13 protein-coding genes and 1 pseudogene are annotated in these 20438 nt (G+C 59.8%); 8 read left to right on the top strand and 6 right to left on the bottom strand.

Annotated features, from left to right (window positions below; all coding sequences use genetic code 11):
• Nucleotides 1-89 precede the first annotated feature (89 nt).
• The 3 genes from aceK to UB23_RS07525 all read left to right on the top strand — a co-directional run bounded on the left by aceK (nt 90) and on the right by UB23_RS07525 (nt 7363).
• Nucleotides 90-1811: a bifunctional isocitrate dehydrogenase kinase/phosphatase gene (gene aceK / locus UB23_RS07535; RefSeq protein WP_045058719.1), complete on the top strand. Its 1722-nt coding sequence runs from the start codon at nt 90-92 to the stop codon at nt 1809-1811.
• A 193-nt stretch (nt 1812-2004) separates the two neighbouring features.
• Complete coding sequence (gene hrpA, locus UB23_RS07530) at nt 2005-5916, top strand: ATP-dependent RNA helicase HrpA (RefSeq protein WP_045058718.1); 3912 nt, start codon at nt 2005-2007, stop codon at nt 5914-5916.
• A gap of 325 nt (nt 5917-6241) precedes the next feature.
• Nucleotides 6242-7363 carry a beta-ketoacyl-ACP synthase III gene (locus UB23_RS07525; protein WP_045058717.1) on the top strand — a complete coding sequence of 374 codons (1122 nt, stop codon included), beginning with the start codon at nt 6242-6244 and terminating at the stop codon, nt 7361-7363.
• A 241-nt stretch (nt 7364-7604) separates the two neighbouring features.
• Here UB23_RS07525 and UB23_RS07520 read toward each other — a convergent pair whose 3' ends face one another.
• Nucleotides 7605-8921 (bottom strand): putative porin, encoded by a 1317-nt coding sequence (locus UB23_RS07520; protein WP_045058716.1) that lies wholly within the window; start codon nt 8919-8921, stop codon nt 7605-7607.
• Nucleotides 8922-9202: 281 nt separating this feature from the next.
• Between UB23_RS07520 and UB23_RS07515 the strand changes: the two genes are divergently transcribed.
• On the top strand, nt 9203-10327 hold the full coding sequence (locus tag UB23_RS07515; RefSeq protein ID WP_045058715.1) for a GNAT family N-acetyltransferase: 1125 nt from the start codon (nt 9203-9205) through the stop codon (nt 10325-10327).
• A gap of 15 nt (nt 10328-10342) precedes the next feature.
• On the opposite strand, the gene aqpZ is transcribed toward UB23_RS07515, so the two are convergent.
• The 5 genes and pseudogenes from aqpZ to UB23_RS07490 form a co-directional block, all read right to left on the bottom strand.
• Nucleotides 10343-11038 carry an aquaporin Z gene (gene aqpZ, locus UB23_RS07510; RefSeq protein ID WP_045058714.1) on the bottom strand — a complete coding sequence of 232 codons (696 nt, stop codon included), beginning with the start codon at nt 11036-11038 and terminating at the stop codon, nt 10343-10345.
• 295 nt (nt 11039-11333) lie between these two features.
• Nucleotides 11334-13166: an ABC transporter ATP-binding protein gene (locus UB23_RS07505; RefSeq protein ID WP_045058713.1), complete on the bottom strand. Its 1833-nt coding sequence runs from the start codon at nt 13164-13166 to the stop codon at nt 11334-11336.
• 81 nt (nt 13167-13247) lie between these two features.
• On the bottom strand, nt 13248-13805 hold the full coding sequence (locus UB23_RS07500) for a peptidylprolyl isomerase (RefSeq protein ID WP_045058712.1): 558 nt from the start codon (nt 13803-13805) through the stop codon (nt 13248-13250).
• A 3-nt stretch (nt 13806-13808) separates the two neighbouring features.
• A pseudogene (locus tag UB23_RS07495) lies at nt 13809-14614 on the bottom strand (alpha/beta fold hydrolase).
• Between the two features lie 14 nt (nt 14615-14628).
• On the bottom strand, nt 14629-15552 hold the full coding sequence (locus UB23_RS07490) for a LysR family transcriptional regulator (RefSeq protein ID WP_045058710.1): 924 nt from the start codon (nt 15550-15552) through the stop codon (nt 14629-14631).
• A 49-nt stretch (nt 15553-15601) separates the two neighbouring features.
• On the opposite strand from UB23_RS07490, the gene UB23_RS07485 reads away from it, so the two are divergent.
• From UB23_RS07485 to UB23_RS07465, 4 genes are all read left to right on the top strand, one after another.
• Complete coding sequence (locus tag UB23_RS07485; RefSeq protein WP_045058709.1) at nt 15602-15916, top strand: hypothetical protein; 315 nt, start codon at nt 15602-15604, stop codon at nt 15914-15916.
• 238 nt (nt 15917-16154) lie between these two features.
• Nucleotides 16155-16754 (top strand): FMN-dependent NADH-azoreductase, encoded by a 600-nt coding sequence (locus tag UB23_RS07480; protein WP_045058708.1) that lies wholly within the window; start codon nt 16155-16157, stop codon nt 16752-16754.
• Nucleotides 16755-17748: 994 nt separating this feature from the next.
• Nucleotides 17749-18147 carry a hypothetical protein gene (locus UB23_RS07470; protein ID WP_045058706.1) on the top strand — a complete coding sequence of 133 codons (399 nt, stop codon included), beginning with the start codon at nt 17749-17751 and terminating at the stop codon, nt 18145-18147.
• 424 nt (nt 18148-18571) lie between these two features.
• Nucleotides 18572-20437 (top strand): copper resistance system multicopper oxidase, encoded by a 1866-nt coding sequence (locus tag UB23_RS07465; RefSeq protein WP_045058705.1) that lies wholly within the window; start codon nt 18572-18574, stop codon nt 20435-20437.
• Nucleotide 20438: the final 1 nt, after the last annotated feature.

The raw sequence follows: 20438 nt of genomic DNA, 5'->3' as shown, positions 1-20438 counted from the left end.
GTCGGGGCACAAGGCAATGGTTGCGTTGCCTAACTAAGGGCCACTAAGCTCAGGCTCCAATGACAAGAACAGCCGCCGAGGTTTTACCTATGCCGCAGCAATGGCCAGCCGCCGACATCGCCCGAATGATCCTCGATGGCTTTGACGATTACCGCGAGCATTTCCGCCAGATCACCGACGGCGCACGCGCGCGATTCGAACAGGCGCTGTGGCAGGAAACGCAATCGGCGTCCGCCGCGCGGATCAATCTCTACGAAGACAAAGTCGGTGAGACGGTGGAGCGCCTGCGCGCGTCTTTCCAGGTCGATACGTTGATGGACGTCAGCTGCTGGCCGCTGGTCAAGAGCGCCTACATCAGCCTGATCGACCTGCGCTTCGACGATGAACTGTCCGAGACCTGGTACAACTCGATCTTCTGCGGGCTGTTCAGCCATGACCTGATCAGCGACGGGTGCATGTTCATCCACACCACCCGGCCGAGCCTGCGCCGGGCCCGTGCTGCGCAAACGCGCACCTACAAGCCCCAAGGCAAGCTGTCCGGCATGCTCGCGAGCATTTTTGCCGACTACAGCTTCAGCGAAGCTTACGCCGATCTTCCTGGAGACCTGCGCCGCCTCGAGGCGCAACTGCGCGAGAACCTGCCGGACTGGGTCTGCAAGGACCCTGAACTGGCCGTCGAACTGTTTTCCTCGGTGCTGTACCGCAACAAGGGCGCGTACCTGGTGGGGCGCATCTACACCCGGGACGAGCAATGGCCGCTGGTGATACCGCTGCTGCACCGCGAAGGTCGCGGGATCCAGATCGATGCGCTGATCACCGACGAAGCCGACGTGTCGATCATTTTCTCGTTCACCCGCTCGTATTTCATGGTGGACGTGCCGGTGCCGGCGGAGTTTATCGGCTTCCTCAAGCGTATCCTGCCAGGCAAGCACATCGCCGAGCTGTACACCTCGATCGGCTTCTACAAGCATGGCAAATCCGAATTTTACCGGGCGCTGATCAACCACCTGGCCAACACCGACGACCAGTTCATCATGGCCCCCGGCGTTCGCGGCATGGTGATGAGCGTGTTCACCCTGCCGGGCTTCAACACGGTGTTCAAGATCATCAAGGACCGCTTCTCGCCGTCGAAGAACGTCGACCGTGCCACGGTGATCGAGAAGTATCGTCTGGTGAAGAGCGTCGACCGGGTAGGGCGCATGGCCGACACCCAGGAGTTCGCCGATTTTCGTTTTCCGTTGAGCAAGTTCGACCCGGCGTGCCTGGAGGAATTGCTTGAAGTGGCGGCCTCCACGGTGTCGGTGGAAGGCGACACGGTATTGATCCGCCACTGCTGGACCGAACGCCGGATGACCCCGCTCAATCTGTATCTGGAAAACGCCAATGACGACCAGGTCCGCGAAGCGCTGGAGGACTACGGACTGGCGATCAAGCAACTGGCGGCGGCGAACATCTTCCCTGGCGACATGCTGCTGAAGAATTTCGGCGTCACCCGCCACGGTCGCGTGGTGTTCTACGACTATGACGAGATCTGCTTCCTGACCGAAGCCAACTTTCGCCACATCCCGCAACCGCGTACGCCTGAAGATGAAATGGCCTCCGAGCCGTGGTATTCGATCGGGCCGTTGGATGTTTTCCCTGAAGAGTTTCCGCCGTTCCTGTTTGCCGACTCGGGGCAGAGGAAGCTGTTTGACCAGTTGCACGGCGAGTTGTACAACGCCGATTACTGGAAAAGCCTGCAGGAAGCGATTCGCGCCGGCAAAATCATTGATGTGTTCCCGTATCGCCGCAAGGGCCTCGATAACGAATAACGCCACAACCCTTGTAGGCGCTGCCGAAGGCTGCGATCTTTTGATTTTGTTTCTCAAAAGCAACGAAAAAATCAAGATCAAAAGATCGCAGCCTTCGGCAGCTCCTACGCATGCCCCGCTTTGAACATCCGCAATCCATAGTAAATCTGCGACAATTGGCCCCCTGCGCCACTAGACGACCTTTGCGTACCTGATGACTGACGAATCGCCCTCCATCGACAAACTGCTGAAAAACCTCGATCACGCCATGCTCGCCGACCGCCACCGGCTGCGTCGGCAGCTGCTTGAACTGCGCAAGAAGCCAGACGAGGCCAAGCTCGCCCAGTGGGTGACGCGCATGCAGGCATCCTGCGACCAGGTGCTGGCGCGGCGTGCCAGCCTGCCGGTGGTGCGATATGACGACAGCCTGCCCATCGCCGCCAAGCGCGATGAAATCAAGGCTGCGCTGCTCAAGCATCAGGTCCTGATCATCGCGGGCGAGACCGGCTCGGGCAAAACCACCCAGTTGCCGAAGATCTGCCTGGAAATTGGCCGTGGCCAGCATGGGCTGATCGGCCATACGCAACCCCGTCGGATCGCTGCGCGCAGCGTGGCGAGCCGGGTGGCTGAAGAACTGGGCACGCCGCTGGGGGCGCTGGTCGGTTATCAGGTGCGGTTCGAAGATCAAAGCGATTCCAATACGCTCATCAAGCTGATGACCGATGGCATCCTGCTGGCGGAAACCCAGAACGATCGCTACCTCGAACGCTACGACACGATCATCGTCGACGAAGCCCACGAACGCAGCCTCAACATCGACTTCCTGCTGGGTTACCTCAAAACCCTGCTGCCCCGCCGTCCGGACCTTAAGGTCATCATCACGTCGGCCACCATCGATCTGGAGCGCTTCTCCAAGCATTTCGATGATGCGCCGATCGTTGAAGTCTCGGGTCGCACCTTCCCGGTGGAAACCTGGTACCGCCCGCTGACCCTGGAGCAGGACGAAGAGGGCAATCGCGTCGAAGATGACTTGACCGTGGATCAGGCGATCCTCGCCGCCCTCGACGAAGTCGCCGCGTTCGAGCGCAGCGAGCGTAAAAGTCCCGGGGATGTGCTGGTGTTCCTGCCCGGCGAGCGGGAAATCCGCGACGCCGCTGACATGCTGCGCAAGGCCCAGCTCAAGCACACTGAAATCCTGCCGCTGTATGCACGGCTGTCACCGGCCGAACAGCAGCGCATTTTCCAGTCGCACCCCGGGCGCCGGGTGGTGCTGGCTACCAACGTCGCGGAAACCTCGCTGACCGTGCCCGGCATCCGCTACGTGATCGACAGCGGCACCGCGCGCATCAGCCGCTACAGCTATCGGGCCAAGGTCCAGCGCCTGCCCATCGAAGCCATTTCCCAGGCCAGCGCCAACCAGCGTAAAGGCCGTTGCGGTCGCGTCGAACCAGGCATTTGCATCCGCCTGTACAGCGAAGAGGATTTCATCGGGCGCCCGGAGTTCACCGACCCGGAAATCCTGCGTACCAACCTCGCGGCCGTGATCCTGCAGATGCTGCACCTGCGCCTGGGCGAGATCACCGACTTTCCGTTTATCGAACCGCCCGATGGCAAGGCCATCAGCGACGGTTTTAACCTGCTGCAAGAGCTCTCTGCGGTCGATCGCAACAGCCAGCTGACACCGCTCGGTCGCCAGCTGGCGCGGCTGCCCGTAGACCCGCGCATGGGCCGCATGCTGCTGGAAGCGGCCAAGCTGGGCAGCCTGCAGGAAGTGCTGATCGTCGCCAGTGCCATGTCGATCCAGGACCCGCGCGAGCGTCCACCCGAACGCCAGCAGGCTGCCGATCAGGCCCACGCGCAGTGGAAAGACGTGGACTCGGATTTCGCCGGGCTGGTCAATCTGTGGCGTGGTTTCGAGGAGCAGCGCCAGGCGCTGACCGCGAGCCCCTTGCGTAACTGGTGCCGCAAGAACTTTCTGAATTACCTGCGCCTGCGCGAATGGCGCGACTCCCATCGCCAGCTGAGCCTGATCTGCCGCGACATGCAGTTGAGCCTCAATAAAGAGCCGGCCGATTACCCGAAACTGCACAAGGCCGTGCTGTCCGGATTGCTCAGCCAGATCGGGCAGAAGACCGACGAAGGCGATTACCTTGGCGCGCGGCAGCGACGGTTCTGGATTCATCCATCGTCGGGCCTGGGCAAGAAACGTCCGCAATGGCTGATGACCGCCGAACTGGTGGAAACCACCAAGCTCTATGCGCGCATGGTCGCCAAGATCGACTCCGACTGGATCGAGCCGCTGGCCGGGCACCTGATCAAGAAAAACCACTTCGAACCGCATTGGGAGAAAAAGCGCGGACAGGTGGTGGCTTTCGAGCAAATCACCCTGTTCGGGCTGATCGTGGTCGGTCGCCGACCGGTGCACTATGGTCCGATCGATCCGGTGGTGTCGCGCGAGCTGTTCATCCGCGAAGGCCTGGTGCGCGGTGAGATCCAGTCCAAAGCCAAATGCCTGTCGGCCAATGCGCAGTTGCTGGAACAGCTCGACGAGCTGGAAGCCAAGGCCCGTCGTCGCGACATTCTGGCCGACGAAGAAACCCTGTTTGCGTTCTACGATGCGCGGTTGCCGGCGGAGATTCACCAGACCGCGACTTTCGACAGCTGGTATCGCGTCAACAGCCAGAAAGATCCGCAGTTGCTGATCATGCGCGAGGAAGACGTGCTGGCCCGGGAGGCCAGCGAAGTCACCGCACTCCATTACCCGGACACCCTGCACATTGGCGATCTGGAACTGGCCCTCAGTTACCATTTCGAACCGAACCATCCCCGGGACGGCGTGACCCTGCGGGTGCCGGCACCCTTGTTGCCGATGCTGCCACCGGAGCGTCTGGAATGGCTGGTGCCTGGCGTGATCGAGGCCAAGTGCATCGCCCTGGTGCGCAACCTGCCCAAGGCCCTGCGCAAGAACTTTGTACCGGTGCCGGACTTCGTCAAGGCCGCCCTGCAGCGCATGACCTTCGCCGAGGGCTCGTTGCCCCAGGCACTGGGTCGCGAATTGCTGCGCATGACTGGCGCGCGGGTCAGTGACGAAGCGTGGGCCGAAGCGGCGCAGCAGGTCGACAGTCATCTGCGCATGAACCTGGAAATCGTCGATGGCCAGGGCAAGTTCCTCGGCGAGGGTCGTGATCTGGCCGAGCTGACTGCGCGTTTTGCCGAGGCCAGCCAGGCCGCGCTGGCCGTACCGCAAACCGCCAAAAGTCAGCAGCCGGTAGAGGCGAAGGTGTTTGCCGCAGTGGCGGAGAAAACCCAACAGAAGATCGCCGGCCTGTCGATGACGGTGTACCCGGCGTTGGTGGAGGAGGCCGGCACGGTCAAGGAAGGGCGTTTCTCGACCCCGGCCGAAGCCGAGTTCCAGCATCGTCGCGCTCTGCAGCGCCTGCTGATGCAGCAACTGGCGGAGCCGGCCAAATTCCTCCGTGGCAAGTTGCCGGGGCTGACCGAGCTGGGGTTGATGTACCGCGACATGGGGCGCATCGACAGTCTGGTGGAAGACATCCTGTTGGCCAGCCTCGACAGTTGCATTCTCGAGGGCGAAGACCCGCTGCCCCGCGATGGCGCCGCACTCGCGGCATTGGCCGAGCGCAAACGCGGAGCCTGGACCGAACACGCCGAGCGCCTGGCGCGGTTGACCCTGGACATTCTCAAGCTCTGGCATGGTCTGCAGAAGCGCTTCAAGGGCAAGATCGACCTGGCGCAAGCCGTGGCCCTGAACGACATCAAGCAACAGCTCGGCAACCTGGTGTATCCGGGCTTTGTGCGTGAGACACCGATGCAGTGGCTCAAGGAGTTGCCGCGTTATCTGAAAGCCATCGAGCAGCGCTTCGAGAAACTAGGCGCCCAGGTGCAGAAGGATCGGGTCTGGAGTGGTGAACTGTCCGGCCTGTGGGCTCAGTACCAGACCCGGGCGAACAAGCACGCCCAGGAAGGCAAGCGCGATCCGCAGCTGGAGTTGTATCGCTGGTGGCTGGAGGAATACCGGGTTTCGCTGTTTGCCCAGCAGTTGGGCACCAAGGTGCCGATCTCGGACAAGCGCATGAGCAAGCAGTGGTCCCAGGTCGAGCCGTAGCCCCGGCAGCTCCTGCATGGGGCCGCCGAAGGCGATCTTTTGATCTTCCTGTGTCGCGACAAAAAATCAAAAGATCGCAGCCTGCGGCAGCTCCTACGTTGGGGCCGCGTAAAATCGTTCGGTCGTGCAATATAGGGCGAAAACTCGGTGTTTATGGCAAACTTCGCGCCTATAAACGCCGGCCCTGCGGTTTTGAGCCTTCGCGGCTACAGGCGGACCGGAATAAAGCGATGCCAGGTTTGCGTTCCACGGACGGGAATGAACCCTTTGTGTGTTGGTACGTCGGTGCCAATGCTTTCTGCCTGAACAGATTAGAGAAACGACCATGCATAATGTCGTCATCAGTGGCACCGGCCTGTACACCCCGGCCAACAGCATTTCCAACGAAGAGCTGGTGCAGTCTTTCAATGCTTACGTCGCGCTGTTCAACGCCGACAACGCCGAAGCCATCGCCCGCGGCGAAGTCGAAGCCTTGACCGAGTCCAGTGCCGCATTTATCGAAAAAGCCTCCGGCATCAAGAGCCGGTTTGTCATGGACAAGGATGGCATCCTCGATCCGCAGCGCATGGCGCCGCGCCTGCCGGAGCGTTCGAATGACGAATGGTCGGTGCTGTGCAAGATGGCCATGGGAGCTGCCGAGCAGGCCCTGCAACGCGCCGGCAAGACCGCTGCAGACATCGACGGCGTGATCGTAGCCTGTTCCAACCTGCAACGTGCCTACCCGGCCATTGCCATCGAAGTCCAGGAAGCGCTGGGTATCCAGGGGTTCGGCTTTGACATGAACGTGGCTTGTTCTTCGGCGACCTTCGGCATCCAGGCGGCAGCCAACAGCATACAACTGGGCCAGGCTCGGGCCATCCTGATGGTTAACCCGGAAGTTTGCACCGGCCACCTCAATTTCCGTGATCGTGACAGCCACTTCATCTTTGGTGACGCTGCCACAGCGGTGATCATCGAGCGTGCCGACCTCGCGACTTCCCAATACCAGTTTGACGTTGTTAGCACCAAGCTGCTGACCAAGTTCTCCAACAACATCCGCAACAACTTCGGCTTCCTCAACCGCGCGGCGGAAGAGGGCATTGGTGCCAGGGACAAACTGTTCGTGCAGGAAGGCCGCAAGGTATTCCGCGATGTCTGCCCGATGGTGGCCGAACTGATCGCCACTCACCTGGAAGAAAACCAGTTGAACGTGGCTGACGTGAAGCGCTTCTGGCTGCACCAGGCCAACCTCAGCATGAACCACCTGATCGTGAAGAAGCTGCTGGGCCGTGAGGCGACGGAAGAGGAAGCACCGGTGATTCTGGACACCTATGCCAACACCAGCTCGGCGGGTTCGGTGATTGCGTTTCACAAGAACCAGGATGACCTGGCGGCGGGCTCGCTGGCAGTGCTCAGCTCGTTCGGTGCGGGTTACTCGATTGGCAGCGTGATACTGCGCAAGCGCTAAACGCCCACACCTGTAGGAGCGAGCTTGCTCGCGATGGTCGTCAACGATACCGCGGGGAGCCTGGCACCCCGCGGCGTCCTCACTACCATCGCGAGCAAGCTCGCTCCTACAGTGGGGCAGGGGAATGCGCGAGCGCAAAAAACCCGCTATGCACTATCGGACGGATGATGGGGACCGATAGCACAAAGCGGGTTTATAAACGCGACTCAGGCCTCCCTGCCCGAGCCGGACAGCGGGGTTATCAGAACTTGGCTTCAGCATCCAGTTGCAGGGTGTTGATTTTCGAGTCGCGCAAAGTGGCGTTGGTATAGTCGGATTTCGCCATCAGGTAAGTCGCGCCGAGGGAGAAGTTCTTGTCCAGCTCGTAGCTCACTTTCAACTTGCTGCCGCGCGAACCGGTGAAACCGTTGGCGAAGTCAGAGTCGGTGAAGGCGCCAACCACGGAGTTACGCTGTACATCGCGATAGTTGTAGTCCAGGCCGAAGCCGTAGACCTTGGTCTTTACACCCGCCAGCCAGCCCATGTCCTGGTCGTTGCTGGCATCCTGGTTATTGACCACCTGACCGTACAGCGACAGCGGCATCGGCAGGCCGCCGATGTCCAGCTGACCAAAGCCTTCGTACAGTTTGAACTGCTCGTTCGGGGTGTTGCCGTTGGTGGCCAGTACCGATGGGATGCTGGTGCCGCCGGCGGTGATGTCGTCGTCGTTGTCGTAGCCGTAGATGCTGCCGCCCAGGGTCAGCTTCAGGTTGTCGGTGAGGGCAAAACGCGCGCCCAACTGGCCTGCGTAAAGGCGCAGGTCGTGCTTGAATTGCACGCCTTCACCGTCGACGTTGTCCTTGAGGGTGTAGTGACCGGCGCTGCCGAACAGTTCGGTGCTCGCGCCCAACGGGTATTTGTAAGTGACGGCCAGGCCTTCGGGGCTGATATCGCTATCCCAGATGATGTCGCCCATGCTTACCCATTGCTGCGGCATCTTGCCGCCAACGATGTGCAGGTTCTTGATCGCATCGGGGTGGTAGTCGACGTAACCCTGATCCAGCCAGATCGATTTCTTGTCGAAGTAGTTGTCCAGGCTCTGGTTGGTGGAGCGCGCGTCGTCGTTGTTACCGGTAGCGATACGGATACCGGTGTCGACTTGCGGGTTGATCTCGGTGTAGGCACCCAGGCGGGCACGAACACGCTGACGATCGGAGTCGCGGTTGTTGGGAACGCCATCGTTCTTGATGGTTTCCTGGCGGAACCGCACATCACCCTTGAACTGGGTCTTGGCCGCCCAGGCCAGTTTTTGGTCGAAAGTACTCAGTGCGTCTGTTTTCTTCGCGGTGGCCGCGATCTGCTCGTTGGTCTCTTGCTGAGCCTGACGGGCAATCTGCTGGTCTTTCTGATCCCTGGCCAGCTCGGCTTGCAGTTCACTGTATTGGGCGGTGGTAATCGAGCCGTTTGCCTTGAGCATGTCGAGCAGTTTGGCGTCGACTGCGGCACTGGCCGGGACGCTCATGGCCAGCAACAGACCGCCACACAGGGCCGCCGCAGTTTTCGTGGAAGCAAGACGCATATCAATCTCCGAAGATGAGAGTGGATGACTGAGCCATCCAGGACACAACCGACCTTTGATGGACGGAAAACAGTGGCCGGGTAGAACCCGACGCTCTAAAAACAGGCGCCAGTATCGCGATCGTTTATGACAGAGCAGTGGCAAAGTGATGGCGATGCGATGACGATACGAATTCAACTGCAAGGCCCCGTCCAGAGCACTGCGGTCGGATAGGTCGTGTAGGTTGCGCCGCGATAAGCGATACTCGCGAAGCTTTCACGCATTCAGGTGAAGAGGAATTTATGCCCCTGCAGCGACTGGAAAATCTGTCCGACATTGCCCCGCGCACCTGGGATGCCCTGGTTCCGGAGGCCCAGCCGTTTTTGCGCCATGCCTTTCTCAGTGCCCTGGAAGACAGCGCCAGCATCGGCCCGCATTCGGGTTGGCAAGCCGAGCATCTGTTGCACTTAGAGGGCGACCGGCTAATCGCCGCGCTCCCCTGTTACCGCAAGTGGCACTCCTACGGCGAATACGTGTTCGATCACGCCTGGGCGGATGCCTGCGCACGGGCGGGCATCGACTATTACCCCAAGCTGTTGACAGCGGTGCCGTTCAGCCCGGTCAGCGGGCCGCGACTGCTGGCGGCCAGCGTGGAGGACGGCTTTGAATTGCTGCAGAGCCTGCCGGGTTACCTGGAAATCGAAGGCCTTTCCAGCGCCCACATCAACTTTACCGATCCCTTTACCGACGCCGCTCTGGCCCAGCAACCGGGCTGGCTGCAGCGAATCGGCTGTCAGTACCACTGGCAGAATCGCGGTTACCGGGACTTCCAGGATTTCCTCGACGCCCTCAGTTCACGCAAGCGCAAACAGATGCGCAAGGAACGCGAGCAGGTCGCGGGGCAGGGCATCGAGTTCGAGTGGCTGGAAGGGCGGCAACTGAGCGAAGCGCAGTGGGATTTTGTCTATGCCTGCTACGCCAACACGTACGCGGTGCGGCGCCAGGCGCCTTACCTGACGCGGGCGTTTTTCAGCTTGCTGGCCGAGCGCATGCCCGAGTCAATTCGGGTGGTCCTGGCCAAACAAGGTGCACGCCCGGTGGCAATGGCTTTCAGCCTGGTGGGCGGCGGCAGTTTTTACGGGCGCTACTGGGGCTGCCTGGCGGAATTTGACCGCCTGCACTTTGAGACCTGTTTCTACCAGGGCATGGATTACGCCATCGCCAATGGTTTTCAGCGCTTCGACGCTGGCGCCCAGGGCGAGCACAAGCTGATCCGCGGCTTTGAACCGGTGATCACTCATTCATGGCACTACTTGCGCCATCCCGGGCTGAAGGCTGCGGTCAAAGACTTCCTGCAACAGGAGCGTCTGGGCGTGCTGGCTTACGCCGAGGAAGCGAGGACCGCCCTGCCTTATCGACAGGAATGATCCTCGCTCCCGGTCTCAGCTGTCTTCCTTGCCCAGCCAGCGGTATGTCACCCCGCCGACCACCGCGCCGAGCAACGGCGCGACCCAGAACATCCACAGCTGTGCGATCGCCCAGCCGCCCACCAGCAGTGCCGGGCCGGTGCTGCGGGCCGGGTTGACCGAGGTATTGGTCACGGGGATCGAGATCAGGTGGATCAGCGTCAGGGCCAGGCCGATGGCGATCGGTGCCAGTCCTGCCGGCGCGCGCTTGTCGGTGGCACCGAGGATGATCAGCACGAACATCGCCGTCATCACCAGTTCGCAGACGAAGCCTGCCGCCATCGAGTACTTGCCGGGAGAGTGTTCGCCGTAGCCGTTGGAGGCCAGCCCCGTCGACAGATCGAACCCTTCCTTGCCGCTGGCGATGTAGTAGATCAACCCCGCAGCAATAATGGCGCCGACCACCTGGGCGATGATGTAGGCCGGCAATTCCCGGGCAGGGAATCGACCGCCGACGCATAAACCGACCGAAACGGCCGGGTTCAGATGACAACCGGAGATATGGCCAATGGCAAAGGCCATGGTCAGTACCGTGAGGCCAAACGCCAGGGCCACACCCAGTACCCCGATTCCAAGCGGAGAAGACGCGGCCAGGACCGCACTGCCGCAACCCCCCAACACCAGCCAGAATGTACCGAACAACTCAGTAACTGAACGTTTGAACAGAGACATGAGAGCGTCCTTGATAGGCTTGCTATCGAGACTGCATCGCGTGATGCATCCTGCAGATTTACGACAGGTTCGTCTCCAGAACCTTGGCTGAGTACAGCAGGGTTTTTGTGGAATGCCAATCTGGGAAAAACTGCCAGCGCCCGTGGTCTGGGGCCTGTGGCGGTTTAACAGGGTAGAGGGGGCCCTGTGGGAGCGAGCCTGCTCGCGATGGCGGAGTTTCAGTCAATGTAAATGCTGAACCTAAAACCGCTATCGCGAGCAGGCTCGCTCCCACAGGGGGATGGTGGCATTCAACTCAGTCGATCCCGACGAACCCACCCGTCTGGTGCTGCCACAACCGCGCATACAATCCGCCATGGGCGAGCAGTTCGGAATGGCTGCCGGTTTCGGCGATCCTGCCGTTTTCCAGGACCACCAGACGGTCCATACGTGCGATGGTCGAAAGCCTATGAGCGATGGCGATCACGGTCTTGCCCTGCATCAGGGTTTCCAGGCTTTCCTGGATCGCGGCTTCGACTTCCGAGTCCAGGGCCGAGGTGGCTTCGTCCATGATCAGGATCGGTGCGTCCTTGAGCAGCACCCGGGCAATGGCGATCCGCTGGCGCTGGCCGCCGGAGAGTTTCACCCCGCGTTCACCCACATGGGCATCAAAGCCGGTACGACCTTCAGAGTCCGACAGCAGCGGGATGAACTCATCGGCGCGGGCCTTGCGCGCCGCTTCCCAGAGTTCAGCATCGGTGGCGTCAGGTTTGCCGTAGAGCAGGTTGTCACGAATCGAACGGTGCAGCAGCGAAGTGTCCTGGGTGATCATGCCGATGCACTCGCGCAGGCTTTCCTGGCCGACTTCGGCGATGTTCTGGCCGTCGATGAGGATGCGCCCGCCTTGCACGTCATACAGGCGCAACAGCAGGTTGACCAGGGTCGACTTGCCGGCGCCGGATGGCCCGATCAGGCCGATCTTTTCCCCCGGCTTGATGGTCAGGCTGAGGTCGCCGATGATCCCGCTTTTCTTGCCGTAGTGAAAATCGACGTGCTCGAACCGCACCTCGCCATGGGGCACGGTCAGCCGCTTGGCCTGGTCGCGGTCGGTGACGCTGACCGGTTGCGCGATGGTCTGCAGACCGTCCTGGACCATGCCGATATTTTCAAAGATGCCGTTGACCACCCACATGATCCAGCCGGACATGTTGACGATTCGGATCACCAGGCCGGTCGCGAGGGCAATGGCGCCCACCGAGATCAGCGACTGGGTCCACAACCACAGCGCCAGGCCGGTGGTGCCGACGATCAGCAGGCCGTTCATGCTGGTGATGACCACGTCCATGCTGGTGACCACGCGCCCTGCGAGCTGGGCTTTTACCGTCTGTTCCTCGATGGCCTCCTTGGCGTATTGCTGTTCGAAGTTGGTGTGGGCGAACAGCTTCAGCGTGGTGATGTTGGTATAGCCGTCAACGATGCGCCCCATCAGTTTGGAACGGGCATCAGAGGACACCACCGAGCGTTCTTTGACCCGCGGCACGAAGTAGCAGAGCGCGCCAATGTAGGCCGCGATCCACGTCAGCAAGGGAATCATCAGGCGCCAGTCGGCTTCGGCGAACAGCACCAGGGAACTGATCGCATAGATCAGCACATGCCACAGCGCATCCACCGCTTGCACGGCGGAATCGCGCAGGGAGTTGCCGGTCTGCATGATGCGCTGGGCAATGCGGCCGGCGAAGTCGTTCTGGAAGAAATTCAGGCTCTGCTTGAGCACATAGCTGTGGTTCTGCCAGCGGATCAGGCTGGTCATGCCAGGGCTGAGGGTCTGGTGCACCAGCAGGTCATGCAGGCCGACGAAAATCGGCCGCAAGACCAGGGCGACCACCGCCATCCAGGCCAGCTCGATGCCGTGCTCCTGGAAAAAATTGACGTTGGGTGTGCCTTGGGTCAGGTCGATGATGCGGCTCAGATAACTGAACAGCGCCACTTCGATCAGCGCACCGATCAGGCCGACAATCAACAGGGCGGCGAAACTCGGCCAGACCTGCTTGAGGTAATAGGTGTAGAAGGGGAGAACCCGATCTGGCGGAGCCGCCGTCGGAGCATCGCGAAAAATGTCGATCAGTTGTTCAAAACGGCGATAAAGCATCGGTTCTCCGCCCGCGCACGGGCTCTCCTTTGACAGTGCGAACGGCGCCCTGAGGAGCGCCGCCCGGTACTTTCCTGCAGCTTAGTCGATGCGCTTGGCCGACTTGATGAACACAGGATCGGCAGGCACGTCTTTCATGCCGCCGCGCATGGTGGTTGGCGAGTTGACGATGATGTCGACCACGTCCATGCCCTTGACGACTTTCCCGAACACCGCATAGCCGTCGCCCTGGTCGAGGAAATCGTTGTCCTTGACGTTGATGAAGAACTGGCTGGTGGCCGAATCCGGTGCCGAGGTACGGGCCATGGAAAGGGTGCCGCGCACGTTGACCAGGCCGTTCTTGTGCTCGTTCTTGATGGACGCCTTGGTGTCTTTCTGCTGCATCTGTTGAGTGAACCCGCCGCCCTGGACCATGAAGCCGGGGATCACGCGGTGGAAAATCGTGTTGTTGTAGAAGCTGCTGTCGACGTACTCAAGAAAGTTCTTGGTACTGATCGGCGCCTTGACCGGGTCCAGTTCGATCTCGATCTGGCCATTGGTGGTTTCCAGCAGCACGTGCGGGGCCTTGGCAGGCGTGGCGGCCATCAGGTTGGCGGCAAACAGAACGGTGCCGGCGGCGAGGGCGATTTTTTTCAGCATGGGTCAGTGATCCTGAGTGTGGTGGTGTCGACTGCGGTGAGAAACTCGAGCAGGGTTTGATTGAAATGTTCGGGCTGGTCAAGCGGGGTGGCGTGGCGCGAATCGGCAATCACAACCAGCCGCGCATCAGGCAGCAGTTTTACATAGTTTTCTTTCAACGCGACCGGGGTGTAGTCACGGTCGGCGCTGATGATCAGCGTTGGACAGGAGACTCTGGAAAGTCGTTCCTGAACGCCCCAGCCGACGATGGCATCGAAGCTGGCGAGATAAGCATGTTTGTCGTTTGTTGCCCAGCGCAGGGCCATCTTCTCACGCAGGTTTGCCTGCTCCGGCTTGGGAAACAGTTTGGCGCCCAGGGCTTTGCCGATGGTGCCCAGGCTCAACGCGCGCATCAGGCTCCAGCGCTTGAACCACTGCCAGTAATCGTCGCGGCTGCGCAGCTTGACCTCTGGTGCGCTGTTGACGATGCACAGGCTTTTGAGCAGCTGCGGCTGGTCCACGGCCAACTGGAAACCGATCATGCCGCCCATCGACAGGCCGACATAATGCACGGGGCCAAGATTCAAATGCTCGATCAGGGCGACCAGGTCGGCGCTGAACCCGGCGATGCTGTAGCGCTCCCGGGGTTTTTCGGAACGGCCGTGGCCGCGGATGTCCGGGACAATCACCCGGTAGCGGGCTGATAGCGCCGGGATCTGCATTTCCCAGTCCAGGGTGCTCGAGCCGAGGCCATGGACCAGCAGCAACGGGGTGCCGTGGCCATATTCCTCATAGTGCAGGTTGCAACCTTCATGTTCGAAATAGGCCATGCAGTCACTCCATGTCAGGCTTGTTCAGGGGCCGCGAAGGGCGCATCCAGCGGCGCGGTGTCGAAGGTACGCAGCAGGTCGATGAGGATCTGCGTCGCCGGGCCCAGGGGTTTGTCCTTGTTCGAATACAGGTAGAAGCTCGGATTACGACTGCCACCCTGATCCAACGGTAGCAGCTTGAGCGAGCCTTCCTTCAATTCGCGTTCGATCATGTGTCGGGGCAACCAGGCAAAACCCAGGCCGCTGCTGACAAAAGTGGCGGCGGTGGCCAGGCTGCCTACCGTCCAGCGCTGCTCAGCCCCCAGCCAGCCGACATCCCGCGGCTGCTGGCGGCCGGAATCGCGAATCACCACCTGCATCTGGCTTTCCAGGTCCTGAAAGCTCAATTCACGGTTCAGGCGATGCAACGAATGATCGGGGTGGGCCACGGCGACAAATTCGACGTCGCTCAATTCCGCCCCCAGGTAGCCGGGAATGCTTAAACCGGTGATGGCCAGGTCGGCAACCCCTTCCAGCAATACTTCCTCGACGCCGGACAGCACCTCTTCGCGCAGCCGCACCCGACAGCCGCGACTTTGCGGCATGAACGCGCTCAGGGCGCGCACCAAGCGGGCACTTGGGTAGGCGGCATCCACCACCAGGCGCACTTCCGCTTCCCAGCCCTGTTCCATGTGGTGGGCCAGGTCTTCCAGCTGGCTGGCCTGTTTAACCAACTGCCGGGAGCGGCGCAGCAGCACGCCGCCGGCCTCCGTCAGCACGGCCTTGCGACCATCAATACGCAGCAGCGGCACGCCGAGCTGGTCCTGCATACGCGCCACGGTGTAGCTGACAGACGATTGCGAGCGATGCAGCGCCTCGGCGGCCTGGGCAAAACCGCCGTGATCGACCACGGCCTGCAACGTTCGCCATTGATCAAGGGTCACGCGGGGCGCTTTCATGTTGGGCTCCTGTTGTCCTAAGCTGGCAGCACTTATTGGAGACTGCCGAATGAAAAAATTCTGTTATCTGGTGCTGGCGATGTTGCCACTCACTGCGTTTGCCTATCCGATCGACGTCACCAAGCAGCTCAATGGCATGAGCATCGACTACGATGCCACTGATACCGATAGCGACATCGCCTCCATCCAGGTCAACAACTACGGCACTGTCGATGCAACCTGCAAGGTGGTCTTCACCAATGGCCCGGAAGCGCCGCGCACTCGCAAGATCGAGGTGCCCGCCGGGAAACACAGCTTCGCCACCGCCAAATTCACCCGTACCATTATCAAGATGCGCATTGAGCTGACTTGCTCCCCCAAATAACATCGTTTGGGAAACTCCTTTGGGAGCGAGCCTGCTCGCGATGGCGATTCGTCTGTAGAAACTGCTGAAACAGATACAGCGTTATCGGGGTCAGGCTCACGACCCCAGGCGCATGCCCTGAGGTTATAAACGACTTTATTGATGGGTTGTAGCAGTTATTTGCGCTTTTTCATCGATATGGTTCTGTTTAACCTTCACTCCATCGCCTTACAGCATTCTCAGATGGAGCCTACAAACCATGTCACGCGTCCTGATCATTGAAAGCAGCGCTCGTCAGCAAGATTCGGTTTCCCGCCAACTGACCCAAACCTTTATCAGCCAGTGGCAAGCCGCGCACCCGGCCGACCAGATCACCGTCCGTGACCTCGCCGTGAATCCGGTGCCGCACCTGGACAGCACGTTGCTGGGTGGCTGGATGAAGCCGGCTGACCAGCGCAATGACAGCGAACATGCCGCGCTGGAGCGTTCCAACCAGCTGACCGACGAATTACTGGCCGCCGACGTTCTGGTGATGGCTGCGCCGATGTACAACTTCGCCATTCCAAGCACCCTTAAAGCCTGGCTGGACCATGTGCTGCGTGCCGGCGTGACGTTCAAATACACCGAGACCGGCCCCCAGGGCCTGCTCAGCGGCAAGCGCGCCTACGTGCTGACCGCACGCGGCGGTATATACGCCGGCGGCCCGGCGGATCACCAGGAACCGTACCTGCGCCAGGTGATGGGGTTCATCGGCATCAACGATGTGACCTTCATCCATGCCGAAGGCATGAACCTGGGGGGTGACTTCCAGGAGAAGGGCCTGAATCAGGCGAAAGCCAAGCTGGCCCAGGTTGCTTGATATGTTAATCGTCAGATAATCGCTGGATGTTCTAGTGACCTGGCGTGACCCCTTCAAGGCTTTTACGCGCATCGAACCTCCCTTTGCACTTCTGCTCCTGAGTGCTGCCGCCCGATTGAACGCTTTAGCGAGATCGGGCTTTTTTTTGCCTGTGATTTTTCGTGTGGTGACGGCTCTTTTGATATCCCGTACGCGCTGGTAGAAGCTGTCCCGTGGAACGAGGCGGCGATCTTTTGATCTTGGCTTGCGTACTTATCCATTTCTGCGGCAACGGCGGCCATTGGTTTTGCCCCTTACGGCTATCCCTTTAAAGGTCTTAAGTAAAACCCCCTGAAACTTCAGCCAGGATTACCAGACGATTTGGGCCAATGTGCTCGCGCGATTCGAGAAAATGCACCACCAAGCCTCGGCTACACAAGTTGATGTGGATCAACCTTGGCGCCTCCATGTGCTGTAAGTTGAAAAATCAAAACCCGCTAATCAGTACCGGAGATTCTCCATGTTCTGGTTTCGCCATCGTCACCCAGCGTTTATAGGCCTAACGATCGTGCTATGGGCGATAGCGTTTGATTTGGCAGCGAGCCTGGGGTGCCTGGCACAGCCCAGCCAAACTCCAGCGACAGCACAGGCCTTGATGAGCACCGTGCACAATCACGAAAGCTACGACGCCCATGCGCCAGCTTGCCTTCAGCATTGCGCTGATGCGGTGATAGCTGTAAGCCCTTCGCTCCATCTTCAAATATTTGAACTGTCCAGCTGGATGTTTCTGTTCCTGATCCCTGCGTTACTCATTCTTTATCCCTCCAACCCTTGCGCTTTTGCCTTTCTTGTCTTGCGGCGACCTATGCCAGCCAGGCGGCCTACTCGCCTGATTTTCGTCCGCTTTAACGATTGACCCGACCTTCTGCGCGCCAATTTTCGGCGCACTGTCTGACTGCGCCACCCCGGTGCGGCCTCGTGTTACCTGAGTTGTCCTCAACCTTTGGAGTTCGCCATGCACGTCTCATTTAAGTTTGTCCTCGCCACCCTGCTCCTGAGCAGCCCATTCGTCGCCTCTGCAGTCGATGAGCATCACCCGGAGTCGACGTCGACCACACCGGCCCAGACAAGCGAAGCAGGTACGTCGATGCAAAACAATGTGATGAGCAAGCAAATGCAAAAAATGCAGGTTGCACACGACAATGCTGCTGCGGCCAAGACCCCGGCCGAGCGACACGCCGCGATGCAGGAGAGCATGAAGACGATGAAGGACAGCATGGCCATGATGCATAAGAACTGTCATGGCATGGGCATGGCGGGCAATAGCGACGGTATGGAGAGCGGAATGATGAACATGATGATGAAAATGATGGATCAGCAATCGAGCATGATGAAGATGCCGATGAGCAAGTGACGCATACAAGCCTATAGGCAATCCAACGGCGGTTTTACCTTTGCCCATATGCCGAGGGTAAAACTGCCGCCCGATATTCCGCTAACACCTCCCTAACATTGTGGAGCCGAAATCCTGGCAGCCGTATCAGGTGATGGGTCAGACCCTGACGGGTACCGGCAGGCGCCGATTCTCTGGGCAATTGATGACCACGTCAGGGCCAACCAGGCACGGCTTATCACAACAGGAAATCTTTGGGTGCTGCTCAATCGCAGCGCAGCCAGATTGCTGTTGCCAACCTGACGGAAATGTAATCACGCGTCGCCCGGCGATGTGACATCGTGCTCGAAATATGGCTGGCACCGAATCTCTGAAGTAAGCCCTGACCGCACTTTGGCAGCGGATCCGTATCTCCCCCCCCGGATTCTGACTTAGGACACTCTCCATGCATTCCCGAACATCAAGACGCACTTTCGTGAAAGCACTAGCGGCAGGCGGGGTACTCGCAGGCTTTGGGCTATGGCGCAGCCCGGTGTGGGCGATTACCAGTCGGGGCCAGCCGAATGTGCTTGCAGGTTCAGATTTTGATCTTTCCATAGGTGAGATGGGAGTGAACTTTACGGGCACTCCGCGCACTGCGATGACAATCAACGGCAGCCTCCCAGGACCTTTGCTGCGCTGGCGCGAAGGCGACACGGTAACGTTGCGGGTCAGGAACCGACTCAAGGAAAACACCTCGATCCATTGGCACGGCATCATTCTGCCGGTGAATATGGACGGTGTTCCAGGCCTGAGCTTCCACGGAATTGAGCCAGGTGGCCTTTACGTGTACTCATTCAAGGTTAAACAGAACGGCACGTACTGGTATCACAGTCATTCCGGGTTTCAGGAGCAAGTTGGTGTCTATGGGCCTCTGGTCATTGATGCAAAAGACCCCGAACCCTTCACCTACGATCGCGACTATGTGGTGATGCTGTCCGACTGGACTGATGAAGACCCCGAGCGGGTCATGAAAAAGCTCAAGAAACAATCCAGTTACTACAACCTGCACAAACGCACTGTCGGCGACTTCATTGATGACGTCAGCAAGACCGGTTGGTCTGCCACACTCGCGGATCGAAAAATGTGGGCTGAAATGAAGATGAACCCCACGGACCTTGCCGACGTCAGTGGCGCCACCTACACCTACTTGCTTAACGGGCTGGCGCCTGACAGCAACTGGACAGGTATTTTCAGGCCCGGAGAACGGCTGCGCCTGAGGTTCATCAATGGCTCGGCGATGAGCTACTTTGACGTGCGCATTCCCGGTTTAAAGATGACTGTCGTCGCGGCAGACGGGCAGTACGTGAAACCGGTGAGCGTCGATGAGTTTCGCATCGCCGTGGCCGAAACCTTTGATGTGATTGTCGAACCGACTGAACACGCCTACACCTTGTTCGCCCAGTCGATGGATCGCACTGGTTTCGCGAGAGGTACGCTGGCGGTACAGGAAGGGCTCTCGGCCCCTGTCCCGTCCCTGGATCCACGTCCATTGATCACGATGAGCGACATGGGCATGGGTGATATGGCCGGCATGGATCATGGCGATACGAACGACATGACCCTGGCCTCGATGCAAGGCGTGGAGGGTATGGATCACAGCCAAATGACGCCTGGCGACGATAAGAGCATGCAGGGTATGACAGGCATGGACGGTGCATCGATGCAGGGCATGGATAACAGCCAGACGCCAGACTCGTCAGGCATGTCTGCCCACTCGATGCAAGGCATGAACGGGATGGACTCGATGGAGCCCCATCCTGCCTCGGAAGCCAACAATCCGCTGGTCGACATGCAGGCGATGAGTCCCACGCCGAAACTCAACGATCCAGGCATGGGGCTGAGAAACAACGGCCGCCGGGTCCTGACGTACGCAGACCTGAAGAGCACCTTCCAGGATCCCGATGGCCGGGAACCAAGCCGCACCATCACACTTCATCTGACCGGGCACATGGAAAAGTTCTCGTGGTCTTTTGACGGGCTCAAATTCGCTGATGCCGAGCCGCTTCGACTCAAGTATGGAGAGCGCATTCGAGTGGTTCTAGTGAACGACACCATGATGATGCATCCCATTCACCTGCATGGCATGTGGAGTGATCTTGAGGACGAAAACGGTGACTTCATGGTTCGTAAACACACCATCGACATGCCGCCTGGCTCTAAACGCAGTTACCGCGTGACCGCCGATGCGCTAGGGCGATGGGCGTTCCACTGCCACCTGATGTACCACATGGAAATGGGCATGTTCCGTGAAGTCCGTGTGCACGAGTAGG

It is taken from the genome of Pseudomonas sp. ES3-33 (assembly GCF_000952175.1).
GTDB classification, from domain to species: domain Bacteria; phylum Pseudomonadota; class Gammaproteobacteria; order Pseudomonadales; family Pseudomonadaceae; genus Aquipseudomonas; species Aquipseudomonas gregormendelii.
The sequence above is the reverse complement of the archived record's forward strand: the minus strand, read 5'-3'. Positions and strand labels throughout refer to the sequence as shown.

Coding starts and splice junctions, on each gene's coding strand:
- aceK (WP_045058719.1), top strand. CDS start 90: ATGCCGCAGCAATGGCCAGCCGCCGACATCGCCCGAATGATCCTCGAT.
- hrpA (WP_045058718.1), top strand. CDS start 2,005: ATGACTGACGAATCGCCCTCCATCGACAAACTGCTGAAAAACCTCGAT.
- UB23_RS07525 (WP_045058717.1), top strand. CDS start 6,242: ATGCATAATGTCGTCATCAGTGGCACCGGCCTGTACACCCCGGCCAAC.
- UB23_RS07520 (WP_045058716.1), bottom strand. CDS start 8,921: ATGCGTCTTGCTTCCACGAAAACTGCGGCGGCCCTGTGTGGCGGTCTG.
- UB23_RS07515 (WP_045058715.1), top strand. CDS start 9,203: ATGCCCCTGCAGCGACTGGAAAATCTGTCCGACATTGCCCCGCGCACC.
- aqpZ (WP_045058714.1), bottom strand. CDS start 11,038: ATGTCTCTGTTCAAACGTTCAGTTACTGAGTTGTTCGGTACATTCTGG.
- UB23_RS07505 (WP_045058713.1), bottom strand. CDS start 13,166: ATGCTTTATCGCCGTTTTGAACAACTGATCGACATTTTTCGCGATGCT.
- UB23_RS07500 (WP_045058712.1), bottom strand. CDS start 13,805: ATGCTGAAAAAAATCGCCCTCGCCGCCGGCACCGTTCTGTTTGCCGCC.
- UB23_RS07490 (WP_045058710.1), bottom strand. CDS start 15,552: ATGAAAGCGCCCCGCGTGACCCTTGATCAATGGCGAACGTTGCAGGCC.
- UB23_RS07485 (WP_045058709.1), top strand. CDS start 15,602: ATGAAAAAATTCTGTTATCTGGTGCTGGCGATGTTGCCACTCACTGCG.
- UB23_RS07480 (WP_045058708.1), top strand. CDS start 16,155: ATGTCACGCGTCCTGATCATTGAAAGCAGCGCTCGTCAGCAAGATTCG.
- UB23_RS07470 (WP_045058706.1), top strand. CDS start 17,749: ATGCACGTCTCATTTAAGTTTGTCCTCGCCACCCTGCTCCTGAGCAGC.
- UB23_RS07465 (WP_045058705.1), top strand. CDS start 18,572: ATGCATTCCCGAACATCAAGACGCACTTTCGTGAAAGCACTAGCGGCA.